This is a genomic window from Kitasatospora setae KM-6054, from assembly GCF_000269985.1.
In the GTDB taxonomy this organism is placed as follows: domain Bacteria; phylum Actinomycetota; class Actinomycetes; order Streptomycetales; family Streptomycetaceae; genus Kitasatospora; species Kitasatospora setae.
This window is the reverse complement of sequence record NC_016109.1, coordinates 1,463,666-1,480,777: the sequence shown is the minus strand read 5'-3', so window position 1 is coordinate 1,480,777 and position 17,112 is coordinate 1,463,666. Positions and strand designations below refer to the sequence as shown.

Below are 17,112 nucleotides of genomic sequence, written 5' to 3'. Positions count from 1 at the left end.
CGGCAGGGCAACTCTCCTGGGGGAAAAGGACTCTGACGAACCGTCAGATCCACCGTGCACCGGCTATGCTGCTTCGCGCCCCGGGCCCGCCGCACCGCCCGGCCCCGCCCACACCCCGTCCCCCCGAGCGTATGAGGAAGCCGATGCTTCGAGCCGGATCGTCACCAGACGGATCGTCGTCAGGAGGACGGCTGCCCGCGGCCGTCCTCGTCGGCCTGCTGCCCGCGGTGGTGATCGGCGCGGCCGTCGGCCTCGCCGCCGCGGCCCCGGGCGCGGCGACGACGGGGATCATCGGGTGCGGGCTGGTGGGCGCCGTGGCGGTGGCGGTCGCCGGGTACGAGGCGGTGCGCCGGGGCCGCGCGCTGGAGCTGCTCCGCGAGGACGCCGAGCGGCGGGACGCCGAACAGCGCCACCGGCTGGCCCGGCAGCAGGCCGGTATGCTCGAACTCGCCCGCAACGAACTCCCGCGGGCCGTCGCCCGGATGCAGGGCGGCGAGTTCATCACCGACGTGCTCCGCTCCTACGAGCAGCAGCACGTCAACAACGCGGGCGACGAGTTCCACGACTTCCGGTACGCGGTGCTGCGGGCCGTCCTCGACGCCGTCGACAACGAGGAGGCGATGCGCGAGTCCGCGCAGCGCGCCTTCGTCAACATCGCCCGCCGGGTGCAGGCGATCGTCCACCGGCAGGCCATCGACCTGCGCAAGATGGAGGACCGGCACGGCGACGACCCCGCCGTCTTCGACGACCTGCTGCTGCTCGACCACGGCAACGCGCTGATCGGCCGCCTCGCCGACTCGATCGCCGTGCTCGGCGGCGCCCGCCCCGGCCGCCAGTGGAACAACCCCGTCCCGCTGTACAGCGTGCTGCGCGGCGGCATCTCCCGGATCCTCGACTTCCGCCGGGTCGAACTGCACCCGGTCTCCGAGGTCGCCGTGGTCGGCCCCGCCGTCGAACCGCTGATCCACGCGCTGGCCGAGCTCCTCGACAACGCCACCCGCTACTCGCCGCCGCAGACCAGCGTCCACCTCACCGCCGTCGAGGTGCAGACCGGCATCGCGATCGAGATCGAGGACGGCGGCCTCAGCCTCGGCGAGGAGGGCCGCGCCCGGGCCGAGCGGATGCTCGCCGAGGCCGAGTCCGGCATCGACCTGAACGGCCTCGGCGAAGCCCCCCGGCTCGGCCTCGCCGTGGTCGGCCGGCTCGCCCGCGCGTACGGCTTCCAGGTCTCGCTGCGCCCGTCCGCGTACGGCGGCGTGCGGGCCGTGCTGATCGTGCCCGAGGTGTACATCACCACCGCGCCCGCGCCCAGCCGCGCCCACGGCATCGGCCGGATCGCCACCACCACCCCGCTGGCCTTCCCCTCGCACCCCGGACAGGCCGCGACCGAGGCGTACCCGGCCACCGGCGACACGGTCGACACCCCGCCGCGCCGCCGTCCCGCCGCCGCGACCCACACCCCCGCCGGGGGCTTCGCTGCCACCTCGGCCTTCCCCCGGGTCGCCGCCGCGCCGACCGCGTCCGGCGCGCCCGCCGCGCCCGCCGCCCCGGCCGGGCCCGCCGCGTACGGGGACGACGCGCCCCTGGTGCTGGAGCGCACCGCGAACGGGCTGCCGCAGCGCCGCCGGCACGCCGCCCCGTCCCGCTTCGGCGCGGCCCCGGCCCCGGCTCCCGCTCAGGTCCAGGCTCCCGCGCAGGCCCCGGCTCCCGCTCAGGCTCCCGCCCCGGTCACGGCGGCGCGGACCCCCACACCCGCATCCGCCCCCGAGCCGGTCCAGCCCGGCCTGTGGCTGGCCGCCTTCACCAACGGCGTGAACGGCACCGCGCCGCCCGCCGGACCGGTCGGCGGTCCCGGCCACGCCAGTGACGAGTCAGCAGGGAAAGGCGACAAGTGATTCAGCAACGGACCAACATGGACTGGCTGCTCAGGGACCTCGCGGAGACCGTTCCGTGCATCCGGCACGTCATCGTGCTGTCCGCCGACGGCCTGCGGCTGGCCCAGCACGGCACCGACCCCGACACCGCGGACCGGCTGGCCGCCGCCTGCGCCGGGCTGCAGAGCCTGGCCAACGCGGTCGGCCACGAGTTCCCGAACGGCGACGGCCGGATGCGGCTGGTGGTGATCGAGGTCGGCGGCGGGTTCTTCTACCTGATGGCGGCCGGCTCCCGGGCCTACCTGGCGGTCCTCGCCGACGAGGGCGTCGACGCCGGCCTGGTCGGCCAGCGGATGCGCGACCTGGTCGCCCGGATCGGCGAACACCTCACCACGCCCGTCCGCGGCAGCGAGCAGATCGCGTGATCCGCGGCGCCGCCCCGCCCGTCGCCGGGGCGGCAGGAACCACTGCAACCACTGGAACCACCGGAACACCGCCGGCGGGCCGACCGGCCGCCGGCCACACCGAGGTGCGGGGATGAGCAACCAGGACTGGGCGGACGCCAACCCGGAACGGCTGTACGTGATCAGCGGGGGGCGCGACCGGAAGTCCGCGACCGCCGGGTTCGACCTGGTCACGCTGGTGGTCGCCCGGGCCCGGCCGGAGCCCACCATGCAGCCCGAGCACGCCGCGATCCTGCGGATCTGCTCCTCCCCGCTGTCGGTCGCCGAGATCTCCGCCCACCTGCGGCTGCCGAACAGCCTGGTCACCGTCCTGCTGGCGGACCTGCTCGCCGAGCGCCGGATCGAGGTCCGCGCCCCCGTCCCGCCGGCCGCCCTTCCCGACCTTTCCCTGCTGGAGGCAGTGATCCATGGACTTCAACGGCTCTGAGCCGCACGGGCCGAACGAGCCGCACGGACTGCACGGGCGGCACGGGCTGAGCGAACCGTACGAGCCGTACGGGCTGAACGGGTTGAGCGAGCCGCACGGGCCGCGCGAGGCCGACCGGCTGCCGGCCGGGATGGCCACCGCCGTCAAGGTGGTCGTCGTCGGCGGCTTCGGGGTCGGCAAGACCACCCTGGTCGGCGCGGTCAGCGAGATCCGCCCGCTGACCACCGAGGAGACCATGACCGAGGCGGGCGTCGGCATCGACGACCTGGCCGGGGTCGAGCGGAAGAACTCCACCACCGTCGCGATGGACTTCGGCCGGATCACCATCAGCGACGAACTGGTGCTGTACGTCTTCGGGACCCCCGGCCAGGAGCGGTTCTGGTTCCTCTGGAACGGCCTGTTCGAGGGCGCGCTCGGCGCCGTCGTGCTGGTCGACACCCGCCGCCTGGAGGTGTCCTTCGACGTGCTCGGCCGGCTGGAGGACCGCGGCGTGCCGTTCGTGGTCGCGCTGAACGGCTTCCCCGAGTCGCCCGGCTACCCCGTCGAGGAGCTGCGCGCCGCGCTCGACCTGCCGCCCCACGTCCCGATCGTGCAGTGCGACGCCCGCTCCCGGGAGTCCAGCCGGGACGTCCTGATGGCCCTGATGCGCTACCTGTACGATCTCGCCGCCCGGCCCGCCGCCGCCCACTCGGCAGTCTGACGAATCGTCAACTTCCTTTTCTGCCAACGGAGTCACCCCTTGACGTACGAAGAGCACGGCCACCAGGGCGGGCCCGTCCCGCCGCCCGGCTGCCCCGCCCACCGCGCCCCCGGCGGGGGCGGGCCGCAGGACGGCGGGCTGCTGCGGCTGTTCGGCCCCGAGGCCGAGGCCGACCCGGCCGGTTTCTACGAGAAGCTGCGCGCCGAACACGGGGAGGTCGCGCCCGTCCTGCTGCACGGCGACCTGCCGGCCTGGCTGGTGCTCGGCTACTCGGCGAACCTGACCGCGATGCGCACCCCCTCCCGGTTCTCCCGGGACTCCCGGCGCTGGACCGAGTTCAAGCGGGGCCGGGTCGCCGCCGACTCCCCGGTGCTGCCGGTGATCGCCTGGCAGCCGACCTGCTCCTTCGTCGACGGCGAGGAGCACCGCCGGCTGCGCACCGCCGTCACCGACGGCCTGAACCGCTTCGACCGGCGCGGCATGCGGCGCTACGTCACCCGGTTCTCCGACCAGCTGATCGCCGGCTTCGGCGACGGCGGCCGGGCCGACCTGGTCTCCCAGTTCGCCGAGCACCTGCCGATGCTGGTGATGACCCAACTCCTCGGCATGCCCGAGGAGTACGGCCCCCGGCTGGTCGAGGCCGCCCGCGACCTGGTGCGCGGCACCGCGACGGCCGTCGCCAGCAACGAGTACGTGGTCGAGTCGCTGCGCCGCACCGTGCAGCGCAAGCGCGTCGAACCCGGGCAGGACCTGGTCAGCTGGCTGCTCGAACACCCCTCCGGGCTGACCGAGGAGGAGGTGCTGGAGCACCTCCGCTCGGTGCTGCTCGCCGCCAACGAGACCACCAGCAACCTGATCTCCGAGACGCTGAAGATGGTCCTCACCGACAGCCGCTTCCGCGCCCACCTCTCCGGCGGCCAGATGACCCTGCCCGACGCCCTCGACCAAGTCCTGTGGGACTCCCCGCCGTTCATGCTGGTGCCGGGCCGCTGGGCGACCGGCGACACCGAGCTCGGCGGCCGCGCCATCAGGGCCGGCGACATGCTGCTGCTCGGCGTCGCCGCCGGCAACGCCGACCCGGTCGTCCGGCCCGACCTGGACACCCCGCTGTTCGGCAACCGCTCGCACCTGGCGTTCGGCAGCGGCCCGCACGAGTGCCCCGGCCAGGAGATCGGCCGGGCGATCGCCGAATCCGGCATCGACATCCTGCTCACCCGGCTACCCGACCTCCAACTCTCGGTCGAGGAGGACGAGTTGGTGTGGCGCGGCAACTGGATGTCGCGGCACCTGACCGCGCTCCCGGCCCGCTTCACCCCGCCCGGCGAGCTGCACCCGCAGCGGCCGGCCGACGGCGCCGACACCACGGTGTCCACCCCGGCCCCGGCCACGGCGGCGCCCGCGCAGACCCCGATCCCCGGCCAGCGCTCCGGGACGTCCGCCACCGTGCCGACCACGCCGACCACGCCCCCGCCCCCGCCCGTCCCGCCGACCGCGCCCGCGCTACCGCCGCAGCGGCGCGGCTGGTGGGGCGCGCTGCTGGCCCGGCTGCGCGGCTGAGCGGGCCCCGGCGGGGGCTGTGGCGCCCGGCGGGCTACCGGGCCGTCGCGCGGGCCGCCGCCCGGGCCGTCGCCGCCTCGGCGAAGGCGCGGACGAACGGGTGCGGGCCCTCGTGCTCCGGGGTCAGCTCCGGCTGGAACAGCGAGGCCAACCAGAAGGGGTGGGACGGGAGTTCGGCCACCCGCAGCTCGCCGTCCAGGTCGTGCCCGGTGAACCGCATCCCGTGCGCCCGCAGCACCTCCAGGTACTCCTGGGCCAGCGTGTAGCCGCAGTTGTAGCGGGCGGTGACCCGTTCGGTGCCGAGCAGCCGGGCGGCCGTGGAGCCCGGCAGCAGCCGGATCCCGCCCTCCTGCCGGTACAGCGAGCAGGTCAGCGGGACGATCAGCAACTCCTCGGCCTCCGGCTGCTGTTCGGCGTGCGCCGCGCCGCCGATCCCGCACGCGTGCCGGGCGAACTCCAGCACCGCGTGCTGGAAGCCGCCGCACGTCCCGAGGAACGGCACGCCCCGCTCCCGCGCCGTCCGGGCCGCCGCCACCGCGCCCGCCTCGCTGCGGTACGGGCTGCCCGGCACCAGCCAGATCCCGTCGAACCCGGCCAGTTCGTCGGGGTCGACCTCGTCCGTCCCGATCCAGTACGGCTCGACGGCGGGCCCGTCCGCGTCCGCCAGCGCCGCCAGCATCCGCGGCCCGCCGCGGTGCGCCGGGACGTGCGGGGAACGGTCGCCGACCAGGGCGACCCGGGGAGTGTGTGCGGTGTCCATGGCCAGCCATCCTGGCCGCGCCCGGCCGGGGCGGTCCAACGCGCGTCGCTGCTGGCCCATCAGCGCCGCTGATCGGCCCGTCCGGCCGGTCGCGCACACTGGTGCGCGTGGACTCGCACCTGCTCAGGACCCTCGTCACGGTCGCCCGGCTCGGCTCGTTCTCGGCCGCCGCGCTGGAACTCGGCTACACCCAGTCCGCGGTGTCGCAGCAGATCGCCGCGCTGGAGGCCGAGTTGGGCGCGCCGCTGCTGCACCGCCGCCCGGTCGCGCCGACCGCCGCCGGGGAGCGGATGCTCGAACACGCCCGGCTGCTGCTGGAACGGATGGACGCCGCCCGGGCCGACGTGCGCCGCAGCGCGCTCCCCGAACGGCCCGAACTCCTGCTCGCCGCCTCCCCGTTGGCCCTGGACGCCGCCGTCGTCCGGGCACTCGGCCGGGCCCGGGCCGCCGAACCCCGGCTGCGGATCCGGGTCCGGGTGCTGGACCGGCGGGCGGTGGCCGCCGAGGTCGCGGCCGGACGCTGCGCGCTCGGCGTCACCGACGGCTACGCGGCACCCGGCGGGCCGCTCGCGCTCGGCGACCTCGGGCCGGTCCGGCAGGCCGGGCTCGGCGAGGAGCCGTGCGCGGTGCTCTGCCCGCCCGGGCACCCGCTGCGCCACCGCCCCGGCGTCGACCTCGACCGACTCGCCGACGCGCACTGGCTGGACGCCCCCGGCGTCGCCGCCCCGCTCGACCTGCTGCGGGCCGCGACCGGCGGCGGCGCGTTCCCGGCCACCGCCGGCCACGAAGGCCACGACCCGGCCGGACCGCTCGCCCTGGCCGCCGCCGGCCACGGCCTCGCCGTCCTGCCCCGCACCCTCGCCGCCCGCGCCGGCGCGGTCGCCCTGCCGGTCCGCGCGCCCCGCTTGGCCCACCGCCGGGAGGTGCTCTTCCCACCCGGCCTGGACGCCCCGGCCCGGGTCTTCCTGGACGCGCTGCCGCGCGGGGCGTGACGGGTACGGGCGTGACGTACGGTCAGCGGTCCTGCGGGGCCATGTCGTAGGTCACCCACATGGTGCGGGACGCGACCCGGTCGTACTTCGACCTGGCCCGGTGGTTGTCGTCGGCGGTGATCCAGCGGACCACGCTCCAGCCGCGCTCGGCCGCGGTCTCCCGCAGCCGGGCCAGCAGCGCGTCCGCCGCGCCGGAGCCCCGGGCGTCCGGGGAGACGAACAGGTCGTCGAGGTAGCAGCCGGTGCTCGCCGACAGCGGCCGGGCGAACGGCCGGTAGTGCGCCAGGCCGACCAGCCGCCCGTCCGCGTCCTCGGCGACCAGCGCGTTCACCTCGTGCGCCGGGTCCCGGATCCACGACCACACCAGGGCGGCGGCCTCCTCGGTCTGCTCGACCCGGTAGAACTCGGCGTAACCCCGGTACAGGGCGCGCCACTGGGCGAAGTCCCCGGCCGCGGCCGGGCGGACGGTCGGCAGCGGGTGGGCGGGGGCGGCTGCGGGGGTGGCTGACGTCATGACGACTCCGGGGCGGACGGGCCGGGATGCGGCGGATGCGGGTGCGGATGCGGACGTGGTCGGGAGGAGATCATGCTGGACGGGCCGCCCGGGCGGATCCACCGGGGTGTCGAAGCGGGGCGCGGCGGTGCGCCGCCGTGGACAACCGGACGGAAGGGCGGGGGTGGATCCGGGGTCGGGCGGGCCGGGAACGCAAGGGTTCGGCGAGGGTCGGTCAAGGGGTTGCACAAGGGTCTGGACGAGGGGGTGTGCAAGGGTCGGCCCGCCCGGTGCGGTCGGGCCGGGGAACGCGGAAGCCCCCGGCCGGGCGCCGCCGGGTGGGGCCGGGGCGTGGTCGGGGGCTTCGCGTCCTGCGGTGCAGCGGTGCAGCGGTGCTGCTGTGTTGCGGGTGGCGGTCCGGTCGCGGCCGGGCCGGGCGGCCCTCCCCCACAGGGGGCCGTCGGTCGGTCGGTCAGGTCCGCCGGGTCCTACGGGTGGTGGGCGGGGTCAGCAGGCGCCCAGGTCGTCCCAGACGCCCCACTGGCCGGTGCTGCCGGGCTGCTCGCCCTGGGTCCACCACTTGGCGCGCCAGTTGTGGCCGCCGTAGGAGACGGTCTCGCCGCCGTTGTAGACCGCGGTCGCGCTCCAGGCGGTGGTCTTGCAGCTGCCGGTGCCCCCGGTGGTGCCGCCGGTGGTGGTCCCGCCGGCGGTGGTGCCGCCCGTGGTCCCGCCGGTGGTGCCGCCGGTCGTCCCGCCGGCGGTGGTGCCACCGGTGGTGCCGCCCGTGGTGCCACCGGTCGTTCCGCCCGTGGTGCCGCCCGTGCCGCCGATGTTGACGTCGATGCAGGAGTAGAACGCGTTCGCGGTGTCCGAGACGTTCCACACCGCGAGGACCTTCTGGCGGCCGGTGAAGCTGCCGAAGTTCACGGTCTGGCTGAGGTCGGCCGGCGGCTGGGCGTTGTTGCCCGGGAACGTGGCGATCAGCTGGTTGCCGATGTAGTACTGCCAGTTCGCGGTGGAGTGCCGGGCGGTGAAGTGCCAGGTGAAGGTCTGGACGGAGGACACGGTGGTGACCTTCCAGCCCAGGTTGTCGTTGTCCAGCTCGGCGTACTCGGCGTGGCCGGCGGAGCAGCTGGTCAGGCCCTTCGGGCCCTCGACGCTCTGCGGCTCGTACTTGATCTGGCCACAGCTGACGACGTTGTTGGCGCACTGGTCCTGGCGGCTCGCCGGGTTGGTGACCCAGCCGTGCGCGCTGGCGGTGCCCGCCGTCATGGTCAGGCCGAGCAGGGGGGCGACCAGCGCGCCGACGACGGCGGTCACCTTTCTCTTGGTCTGCATGTGGGGTGCCTTCCTGATGTGGGGGGTCAGGTCCGTCCGGGCCGTCGGGGCGGGGAAGGGGCCGTCGTGACGCGGTGGGGCGGACACGAGCGGGTTCCCCGCGACCGGTGCGACAGGTCGGGAGACGGCCATAGGTCTAGACCGGATACTGAGGGAGACGATAGCGGTGTACAGGACCCGGTCAAGTGGTTGAGCGAAATGTCCGCCCGGGGTGCGCGGGGTGCGCCGAGGACCTGACCGAACGTCACCGGACCTGCACCGGAATGTGCGTGGGCGCGCACATTCCGGCCGAACGACGACAGGTGGACATCTTGTCCACGATGCGGACGCTTCCTGACCCCGACCGGCCCGGAGGTGGTAGCTTCCGTCCCATGTCGCAGCGCGTATTCCTCACCACCCGGGGTCACATCGACCTTCTGCGGGTGTGTTCCGCTGCCTGTCGTCGTAGCTGCTGTCGCGGCTGTCGCTGCGGCTGTCGCCGCGCCTGAGCGAGCCGCCGCCCCGGTCCGGGCACCGCGTCACCGCCGCCTGAGCGCGGCACCGCCCCGGCCCCGCCCGTAGGCCCCCGTATCCCCCGCGTCCGCAGGCCCGTACGTCCGCCTGCGGTAACGCCGGTACGCCCCCGCCACCGCACCCGACCCCGCACCGCCCGTACCCCGTCCGCTCCGCCGGCCGGTGCGGACGTGCGCGGGCCGGGCCCGGACACGTCCGCACCGGCCGGCGGAGGCGCACCGACCCGCCCCCGCACCCCGCTCCGCCACCTGCTCCGCCCCTGCCCCGGCCACCCCCGGAGAAGAGGATCCCGTGTCTCCCCGCACCCCCGTGCCTCCCCGCGCCCCCGAGTTCCACTGGTTCCTGCCCACCGGCGGCGACGGCCGCGACCCCGGCGGCGTCACCGCCGTGCAGGGCCGCACCGGCTCCGCGACCCGCCGGCCCGCCGACGTCGGCTACCTCGCCCAGGTCGCCAAGGCCGCCGAGCAGGCCGGGTTCGGCGCGCTGCTGGCCCCGGTCGGGCTCGGCTGCGTCGACCCGTGGATCCTCGCCTCCGCGCTCACCCAGCACACCAGCCGGATCGGCTTCCTGGTCGCCTTCCGGGCCGGCTTCGCCAGCCCCACCCTGCTCGCCCAACAGGCCGACACCTTCCGCCGGTTGGCCGGCGGCCGGCTCCGGCTGAACGTCGTCACCGGCGGCGACCCCGCCGAGCAGCGCGCCTACGGCGACCACCTGGCCCACGACGAGCGCTACGCCCGCACCGACGAGGTGATGGCCGCGCTGCGCGACCTGCTCGACGGCAAGCGCGTCGACCGGCGGGGCGAGCACCTGCACCTCGACGACGCCCAGCTCGTCGACCCCGCCGTCGACCACCCCGTCCCGCTGTACTTCGGCGGCGCCTCGCCCGCCGCCGAACAGGTCGCCGCCCGCCGCGCCGACGTCCAACTCCTTTGGGGCGAACCGCCGGTGGCGATCGGCGAACGGATCACCAGGCTGCGCGCCATCGCCGCCGAACAGGGCCGCACGCTGAGCTACGGACTGCGGCTGCACGTCATCGCCCGCGACACCGCCGAACAGGCGTGGGCCGAGGCCGACCGGATCCTGGCCGGCATCGACCCGGCGGCTGTCCGCGCCAGCCAGGCCCGGTTCGCCGCGATGGACTCCACCGGCCAGGCCCGGATGGCCGCCCTGCACGGCGGCGGCACCGCCACCGCCCGCGACCTGCTGGTCGCCCCCAACCTGTGGGCCGGCATCGGCCTCGTCCGGGAGGGCGCCGGCACCGCGCTGGTCGGCTCGCACGACGAGGTCGCCGCCCGGCTCGCCGAGTACCGGGCGCTGGGCGTCGACGAGTTCATCCTCTCCGGCTACCCGCACCTGGAGGAGGCGTACCGGGTAGGCGAGGAGGTCGTGCCCCGGGTCCGCGCGCTCGCCGCCGGGCAGGACGCGGCGCAGCTCGCCGCCGAGCAGGACGCGGCGCTCGCCGCCGGGCGGGGTGCGGTGTGAGCGCGGTGGGCATGGCCGTGAAGGCCGGGGCAGCGGCCGGGGCCGGGAGCGCCGCGCGCAAGCGCTTCGCCGAGGCGCTGCGCTGGACGGCGCTGCGCGCGCTCGCGCTCGCCGCGCTGCTGGCCGGCTGGCAGCTGGTCGTCCAACTGGAGCTCTGGCCGCGGGCGTTGGTGCCCTCGCCGGGCGAGGTGTGGCACCAGTTCGTGCTGGCCTCGACCGTGCACGACGGTGTCCGCGGCTACAGCGGCCACCTGCTCGGCGAGCACCTCGCCGCGAGCCTGCGCCGGATCGCCCAGGGCACCGGCTGGGCCGTGCTGTTCGGCACCGCGCTGGGCCTGGCGATCGGCACCCTGCGGCCGGTCGCGGTGGTGCTGGAGCCCGCCGTCACCTTCCTGCGCACCCTGCCGCCGCTGGCCTACCTGAGCCTGCTGGTGATCTGGTTCGGCATCGACGAGTCGCCGAAGGTCTGGCTGCTGCTGATCGCCGCGCTGCCGCCGGTCGCCGCCGCCACCGCGGCCGCCGTCCGAGGCGTCCCCGGCGACCTGCTGGAGGCGGCCCGGGCGCTCGGCGCGGGCCGCTGGTCGCTGCTCGGCGGGGTGGTGCTGCCCGCCGCGCTGCCGGAGATCCTCACCGGCGTCCGGATCGCCGTCGGCGTCGCCTACACCTCGGTGGTGGCCGCCGAGACGATCAACGGCGTGCCCGGCATCGGCGGCATGATCCGCGACGCCCAGCGCTACAACCAGACCGCCGTCGTGCTCGCCGGGATCATCACCATCGGCCTGTCCGGCATCGTCCTGGACGGCCTGCTCAAGGCCGTCGAACGGCTCGCCGTGCCCTGGCGCGGCCGCGCCTGACCACCCGGTCACCGCACCGCCAACTCCACTCAACTCACCGTCAGACCAACGGAGTCCACCATGAACCGCCGTACCGTCCTGCGCGCTGCCGCCACCGCCGCGAGCGCCGTCCTGCTGACCGCCGCGGCCACCGCCTGCTCCAGTTCCGGGGCCGGAAGCTCCGACGGCAAGGGCAGAACGACCGTCCGGATCGCCTACCAGGAGATACCCAACGCCGACCTGGTGGTGAAGGACAAGCGGCTGCTGGAGCAGGCGCTGCCCGACGCCGACATCAAGTGGGTGAAGTTCGACTCCGGCGGCGACGTGAACACCGCCGTGCTGGCCGGCTCGGTCGACCTCGGCCTGGCCGGCTCCAGCCCCGTCACCAAGGGCCTGTCCGCGCCGCTGAACATCCCGTACAAGGTGCTCTGGGTGCACGACCTGATCGGCGAGAACGAGGCGCTGGTCGCCCGCGGCGGCATCACCGGGGTCGGCCAGCTGGTCGGCAAGAAGGTCGCCACCCCGTTCGGCTCCACCTCGCACTACTCGCTGCTCGCCGCGCTCCAGGCGGCCGGCGTCGACCCGGCGAAGGTCAACGTCATCGACCTCCAGCCGCAGGACGCGCTGGCCGCCTGGAAGCGCGGCGACATCGACGCCGCCTACACCTGGACGCCCACCCTCACCGAGCTGGAGAAGGACGGCAAGGTGCTGGTGACCAGCCGTCAGCTCGCCGAGCAGGGCAAGCGCACCGCCGACCTCGGCGTGGTCACCAACGCCTTCGCGCAGGCCCACCCGGAGATCGTCACCGCCTGGCTGAAGGCCGAGGACCAGGCCGTCAAGCTCGCCAAGAGCGACCCCGAGCAGGCCGCCGCCTCGATCGCCAAGCAGCTCAACCTCAGCCCGGCCGACGCGCTCGCCCAGCTCAAGCAGCTGGTCCTGCTCACCGCCGCCGAGCAGGCCGGTCCCGAGTACCTCGGCAAGCCCGGCGCGCCCGGCAAGCTCGCCGACAACCTGCACGACGCCGCGGTGTTCCTGAAGGGCCAGCAGAAGGTCGACGCGGTGCCGGACGCCTCGGTGTTCGCCAAGTCGCTGGCCGTCGAGGAGCTGTCCCGTGCCGCCGGCTGACATCGCCGAACGGGCACCCGTCGCCGAACGGGCTTCCGCCGCCGTCGAGTTGACCGACGTCACGGTCCGCTACCGGGGGCGCGGCGGGGCGTCCGTGACCGCCGTCTCGGACGTCTCGCTGACCGTCGCCGAGGGCGAGTTCACCGTCCTGGTCGGCCCGTCCGGCTGCGGCAAGACCACCCTGCTGCGGGTGGTCGCCGGGTTCGAGCGGGCCGTCGAGGGGACGGCGGCGGTGCACGGCGGGCCGCCCCGGACCGGGCACGGCACCGGGCTGGTGTTCCAGCAGCCCCGGCTGTTCCCGTGGCGCACGGTCGGCGGGAACCTGGCCTTCGCGCTCGCCCGGCACGGCCTGCCCCGGGCCGAACGGGCCGCCCGCACCGCCGAGTTGCTCGACCTGGTCGGCCTGTCCGGCTACGCCGGGCGGCGCACCTGGGAGCTCTCCGGCGGCCAGCAGCAGCGGGTCGCGATCGCCCGCGCACTGGCCGGCCGCCCCCGGCTGCTGCTGCTCGACGAGCCGTTCGCCGCGCTGGACGCGCTCACCCGCGAGCGCCTCCAGGAGGAACTGCGCACCCTCACCGCCGAGGCCGGCACCGCCGTCCTGTTCGTCACGCACTCGGTGGACGAGGCGGTACTGCTCGGCTCCCGGGTCCTGGTGATGGCCGCGAACCCCGGCCGGGTGGTCGCCGACCTGCCCGTCGACCTCCCCCGGGACGCCGCCACCGACCCGGCCGCGCTGCGCGGCACCGCCGAGTTCGCCCGGCTGCGCGGCGAGCTGTCCCGCACCCTGCGGGAGGCGTCGGCGTCCGACTGACGGACCGCGCCACGGCCTGCGCCCGTCCGGCACGGCCTGCGCCCGGCCGCCGGGGCCGGCCGCCGTCCCGACCGGTCAGGCCCCGGCGTCCGCGGGGCCGTCCCCGGGGTCCGCCGCCGCCCGGTCGGCGCGGGGGCGGCGCAGCGCGGCCGGGGCGAGGGCGGGGGAGCGCCAGGCGCCGTCCGGCTGGTAGAGGTCGGTGCCGGGCGGGACGATCGCGTCGATCCGGTCCAGCACGTCGTCGTCCAGGGTGAGTTCGGCGCCCCGGAGCAGGCCGTCGAGCTGCTCGACGGTGCGCGGGCCGAGGATCACCGAGGTGACGGCCGGGTGGGCGAGCGGGAAGGCGACGGCGAGTTCGGGCAGCGTGCGGCCGAGCCCGTCGGCCAGCTCGACCAGCCGCTCGACGGCGTCCAGCTTGCGGACGTTCTCGGGCAGCGCCGGGTCGAAGCGGTGCGGGGTGAGCGCGGCCCGGCCGCTGGCCAGGTCGACCGCGCCGCCCCGGCGGTAGCGGCCGGTCAGGAAGCCGGAGGCGAGCGGTGCCCAGGTGAGCACGCCCATGCCGTACCGGCGGGCGACCGGCAGCAGGGTGGCCTCGACGCCCCGGGCGAGCAGCGAGTACGGCGGCTGCTCGGTCCGGAACCGGGGCAGCGCGCGGCGCTCGGCCGTCCAGTGCGCCTCGACCAGCTCCGCCGCCGGGAAGGTCGAGCAGCCGAACGCCCGGACCTTGCCCTGCCGGACCAGGTCGTCCAGCACCGCCAGGGTCTCCTCGACGTCCGTCCGGTGGTCGGGCCGGTGCACCTGGTACAGGTCGATCCAGTCGGTCTGCAGCCGCCGCAGGCTGTCCTCCACCGCGCGCAGGATCCACCGCCGCGAGTTGCCGCCCCGGTTCGGCCCCGGGCCCATCGGGAAGTGCACCTTGGTGGCCAGCACCACGTCGTCGCGCCGCCCCCGCAGCGCCTTGCCGACGATCTGCTCGGACTCGCCCGCCGAGTACATGTCGGCGGTGTCCACGAAGTTGATTCCGGCGTCCAGCGCGCGGTGCACCAGCCGCACGCCCTCGTCGTGGTCCGGGTTGCCCACCGAGCCGAGCATCATCGTGCCCAGGCAGTGCGTGCTCACCTCGATGCCGGTGCCGCCGAGAGTCCGGTAACGCATGATCGGTCCCCTTCCGTCCGTGTCCACTGGGGCGCGCCGCCGGCCACTCTAGGAGCTGGAGTCGGCTCTAGATCAACTCCCGGGGCGGCCCCCGGCGGCCCCCGCCCGGCGGGCTCCTATGCTGACCGGATGCCATCATCCGACGGACCCGCACCGACCCTCGGCATCGGCCAGGTCGCCGCCCGCACCGGCCTGAGCGTGCACGCCCTGCGCTTCTACGAACGCGAGGGCATCCTCGCCGACCCCGTCCGGCGGGCGAGCGGCGGACGGCGCCGCTACACCGAGGGCGACGTCGAGTGGCTGCGGCTGTGCACCATCCTGCGCGCCTCCGGCATGCCCATCCCGGAGATCCGCCGCTACACCGAACTCGCCCGCGCCGGAGCCGGCACCGAACCCGGCCGACTCGCCCTGCTGCGCGCCCACGAGCAGCGCGTCCTCGACCAGATCGCCGAACTGCGGCGCTCGCTGGACATCGTCCGGCACAAGGTCGCGGTGTACGAGGACTACCTCGACGGCGGCGACGCCGGCCGCGACTGCGGGCTCGACGGGCAGTCGGACTGAGCCGGGCTCACTCGTCGTCGTAGGTGCTGGTGCCCTCGTCCAGCAGCGGGCCGTCCGCCGCCGGGCCCGCCGTGAGGTGGGCGGGGGCCAGGGCGCGCAGGCCGTGGTAGCCGAGCAGGGCGATCAGGGTGCCGAGCGCGATGCCGCCCAGCTCGAAGTCGTCGGTGAACTTCAGCGTCACGTTGCCGATCCCGACGATCACGCCCGCCGCGACCGGCACCAGGTTCAGCGGATTGGTCAGGTCCACCCGGTTGTGGATCCAGATCTGCGCGCCCAGCAGGCCGATCATCCCGTACAGCACCACGGTGATCCCGCCCAGCACCCCGCCCGGGATCGCCGCGACGACCGCGCCGAACTTCGGACACAGGCCGAACAGGATCGCGAAGCCGGCCGCGCACCAGTACGCCGCCGTCGAGTACACCCGGGTCGCCGCCATCACGCCGATGTTCTCCGCGTACGTCGTCGTCGCCGGACCGCCCACCGCCGTCGACAGCACCGTCGCCGCGCCGTCCGCCATGATCGCGGTGCCCAACCGGTCGTCCAGCGGATCGCCCGTCATCTCGGACACCGCCTTCACGTGCCCCGCGTTCTCCGCGATCAGCGCCACCACCACCGGCAGCGCCACCAGCACCGCCGACGCGGAGAAGCTCGGCGCGTGCAGCGACGGCAGGCCCACCCAGTCCGCCCTGCCGACGCCCGACAGGTCCAGCCGCCAGTGCTCGGACGAGGCGCCGCCGCCCACCGGCGAGTCGATCCGCCCGAAGACCCGGTCGAACAGCCACGACACCGCGTACCCGAACAGCAACCCCAGGAAGATCGCGATCCGCGACCAGAACCCGCGCAACACGACGAGCGCCAGCGCGGTGAACGCCATCACCAGCAACGCCGTCCACTGGTCCTGCGGCCAGTACGTCCCCGCCGCCACCGGCGCCAGATTGAACCCGATCAGCATCACCACCGCGCCCGTCACCACCGGCGGCAACACCGCGTGGACCACCCGCGCCCCGAACCCCTGCACCACCGCCCCGCACGCCGCCAACACCGCACCCACCACCAGCAGCGCACCCGTCAACGTCGCCGCGTCCCCGCCCTGCGACCTGATCACCGCCGCCACACCCACGAACGACAGACTCGACCCCAGGTACGACGGGATCCGACCCTGCGTCACCAGCAGGAAGAACACCGTCGCCACACCCGACAGCATCACCGCGAGGTTCGGATCCAACCCCATGAGGACGGGAGCCACGAACGTCGCCCCGAACATCGCCACCACGTGCTGCGCCCCGAGCCCGACCGTCCGCCCCCACGACAGCCGCTCGTCCGGCCGCACCACCGCCCCGGGCCGCGGCGCCCGCCCGTCCCCGTGCAGCTTCCACCCGAACCCGACGTTCATGCCGCTCCCTGTCCCACTCGACCCGACCGCCCCGGAGCCCGGCCCCGGGACCACGCGCTGACCGGACCATGATCCCCTGGCCGCGCGGCGGACCGCCCGAGCCGGCTCCGGTGTCGGTGTCCCGCGTCAAGCACAGGCTCAAGCAGATCCAGTACCGCCCGTACCTCGTCGATGGCTGCCTCGTCGGCACTGAACTCACCTTGGACGGCTGACCGGCATCATCCGAACAAGTGCAGTCGCCCCTGTAGGGAAGGCTCGGGGTCCTGCTCCACACCCTGGGCGTGGAGCAGGACCCCGAGCCTTCGGGCTGGTGACTGGGGTGGGTGTCAGGCGGTGTCAGTGCTGATGAGGCCCACGATGAGGAAGTACGCGGCGGCTGCGGCGAGCGCGGTGCCGATCATGGCCAGGATCTTCCAGGGGGTGGGCAGGGGCTTCTTGGCGAGGGTGAGGTTGGCAGCGCTGGCGCCGCCGCCGAGGGCGCCGCCGATCAGGCCGCCGGCGAGCAGGAGGAGGGGGAGGAAGGTGAGGACGAGCTGCCAGGGCTTGAGGCCGTCGAAGGGGCCTTTGCCGAGCCCCCCGGGGAGGGTGGGCGGGTTTGCCATCGGGTGTCCTTCGGGTTCGGTGGGGATATCGG

General features: G+C 75.1%; 17 protein-coding genes. 11 read left to right on the top strand and 6 right to left on the bottom strand.

Annotation, left to right across the window (positions count from 1 at the left end):
* The first annotated feature begins 143 nt into the window (after nt 1-143).
* From KSE_RS06435 to KSE_RS06415, 5 genes are all read left to right on the top strand, one after another.
* Nucleotides 144-1,895, top strand: a complete 1,752-nt coding sequence (locus tag KSE_RS06435; RefSeq protein ID WP_033259522.1) for a sensor histidine kinase — start codon at nt 144-146, stop codon at nt 1,893-1,895.
* A complete protein-coding gene (locus tag KSE_RS06430; RefSeq protein ID WP_014134474.1) occupies nt 1,892-2,299 on the top strand; it encodes a roadblock/LC7 domain-containing protein in 408 nt (135 codons plus the stop codon). Before KSE_RS06435 ends, KSE_RS06430 begins: the two co-directional genes overlap by 4 nt.
* A gap of 112 nt (nt 2,300-2,411) precedes the next feature.
* Nucleotides 2,412-2,765 (top strand): DUF742 domain-containing protein, encoded by a 354-nt coding sequence (locus KSE_RS06425; protein WP_014134473.1) that lies wholly within the window; start codon nt 2,412-2,414, stop codon nt 2,763-2,765.
* A 130-nt stretch (nt 2,766-2,895) separates the two neighbouring features.
* Nucleotides 2,896-3,465: a GTP-binding protein gene (locus KSE_RS06420; protein ID WP_106437872.1), complete on the top strand. Its 570-nt coding sequence runs from the start codon at nt 2,896-2,898 to the stop codon at nt 3,463-3,465.
* Between the two features lie 39 nt (nt 3,466-3,504).
* Nucleotides 3,505-5,022: a cytochrome P450 gene (locus KSE_RS06415; RefSeq protein WP_014134471.1), complete on the top strand. Its 1,518-nt coding sequence runs from the start codon at nt 3,505-3,507 to the stop codon at nt 5,020-5,022.
* A 34-nt stretch (nt 5,023-5,056) separates the two neighbouring features.
* Here the strand turns inward: KSE_RS06415 and KSE_RS06410 are convergent, their stop codons facing one another.
* Nucleotides 5,057-5,782: a CTP synthase C-terminal region-related (seleno)protein gene (locus KSE_RS06410; RefSeq protein WP_014134470.1), complete on the bottom strand. Its 726-nt coding sequence runs from the start codon at nt 5,780-5,782 to the stop codon at nt 5,057-5,059.
* A gap of 107 nt (nt 5,783-5,889) precedes the next feature.
* Here KSE_RS06410 and KSE_RS06405 point away from each other — a divergent pair, with 107 nt between their 5' ends.
* A complete protein-coding gene (locus KSE_RS06405; RefSeq protein ID WP_014134469.1) occupies nt 5,890-6,774 on the top strand; it encodes a LysR family transcriptional regulator in 885 nt (294 codons plus the stop codon).
* A gap of 22 nt (nt 6,775-6,796) precedes the next feature.
* Here KSE_RS06405 and KSE_RS06400 read toward each other — a convergent pair whose 3' ends face one another.
* Nucleotides 6,797-7,288: a GNAT family N-acetyltransferase gene (locus KSE_RS06400; RefSeq protein ID WP_014134468.1), complete on the bottom strand. Its 492-nt coding sequence runs from the start codon at nt 7,286-7,288 to the stop codon at nt 6,797-6,799.
* A 486-nt stretch (nt 7,289-7,774) separates the two neighbouring features.
* Entirely contained in the window at nt 7,775-8,605 is an 831-nt protein-coding gene (locus KSE_RS06395) for a lytic polysaccharide monooxygenase (RefSeq protein WP_014134467.1), read from the bottom strand.
* A gap of 804 nt (nt 8,606-9,409) precedes the next feature.
* Here KSE_RS06395 and KSE_RS06390 point away from each other — a divergent pair.
* Genes KSE_RS06390 through KSE_RS06375 form a run of 4 tightly spaced genes read left to right on the top strand, consistent with a single transcriptional unit; the run spans nt 9,410 to nt 13,369 of the window.
* Nucleotides 9,410-10,600, top strand: a complete 1,191-nt coding sequence (locus KSE_RS06390; protein ID WP_231873130.1) for an LLM class flavin-dependent oxidoreductase — start codon at nt 9,410-9,412, stop codon at nt 10,598-10,600.
* Nucleotides 10,601-10,611: 11 nt separating this feature from the next.
* Nucleotides 10,612-11,454 carry an ABC transporter permease gene (locus KSE_RS06385; protein ID WP_033259530.1) on the top strand — a complete coding sequence of 281 codons (843 nt, stop codon included), beginning with the start codon at nt 10,612-10,614 and terminating at the stop codon, nt 11,452-11,454.
* Nucleotides 11,455-11,514: 60 nt separating this feature from the next.
* Nucleotides 11,515-12,558, top strand: a complete 1,044-nt coding sequence (locus tag KSE_RS06380; protein ID WP_014134464.1) for a taurine ABC transporter substrate-binding protein — start codon at nt 11,515-11,517, stop codon at nt 12,556-12,558.
* Nucleotides 12,545-13,369, top strand: coding sequence for an ABC transporter ATP-binding protein (locus tag KSE_RS06375; protein WP_014134463.1), 825 nt, complete (start codon nt 12,545-12,547; stop codon nt 13,367-13,369). Before KSE_RS06380 ends, KSE_RS06375 begins: the two co-directional genes overlap by 14 nt.
* Before the next feature lie 75 nt (nt 13,370-13,444).
* On the opposite strand, the gene KSE_RS06370 is transcribed toward KSE_RS06375, so the two are convergent.
* On the bottom strand, nt 13,445-14,524 hold the full coding sequence (locus KSE_RS06370) for an aldo/keto reductase (protein ID WP_014134462.1): 1,080 nt from the start codon (nt 14,522-14,524) through the stop codon (nt 13,445-13,447).
* A 129-nt stretch (nt 14,525-14,653) separates the two neighbouring features.
* Here KSE_RS06370 and KSE_RS06365 point away from each other — a divergent pair, with 129 nt between their 5' ends.
* Nucleotides 14,654-15,085, top strand: coding sequence for a MerR family transcriptional regulator (locus KSE_RS06365; RefSeq protein WP_014134461.1), 432 nt, complete (start codon nt 14,654-14,656; stop codon nt 15,083-15,085).
* Between the two features lie 7 nt (nt 15,086-15,092).
* Here the strand turns inward: KSE_RS06365 and KSE_RS06360 are convergent, their stop codons facing one another.
* Nucleotides 15,093-16,478, bottom strand: a complete 1,386-nt coding sequence (locus KSE_RS06360; protein ID WP_014134460.1) for a uracil-xanthine permease family protein — start codon at nt 16,476-16,478, stop codon at nt 15,093-15,095.
* A 326-nt stretch (nt 16,479-16,804) separates the two neighbouring features.
* Nucleotides 16,805-17,080, bottom strand: coding sequence for a hypothetical protein (locus tag KSE_RS06355; RefSeq protein ID WP_014134458.1), 276 nt, complete (start codon nt 17,078-17,080; stop codon nt 16,805-16,807).
* Between the last annotated feature and the right edge of the window lie 32 nt (nt 17,081-17,112).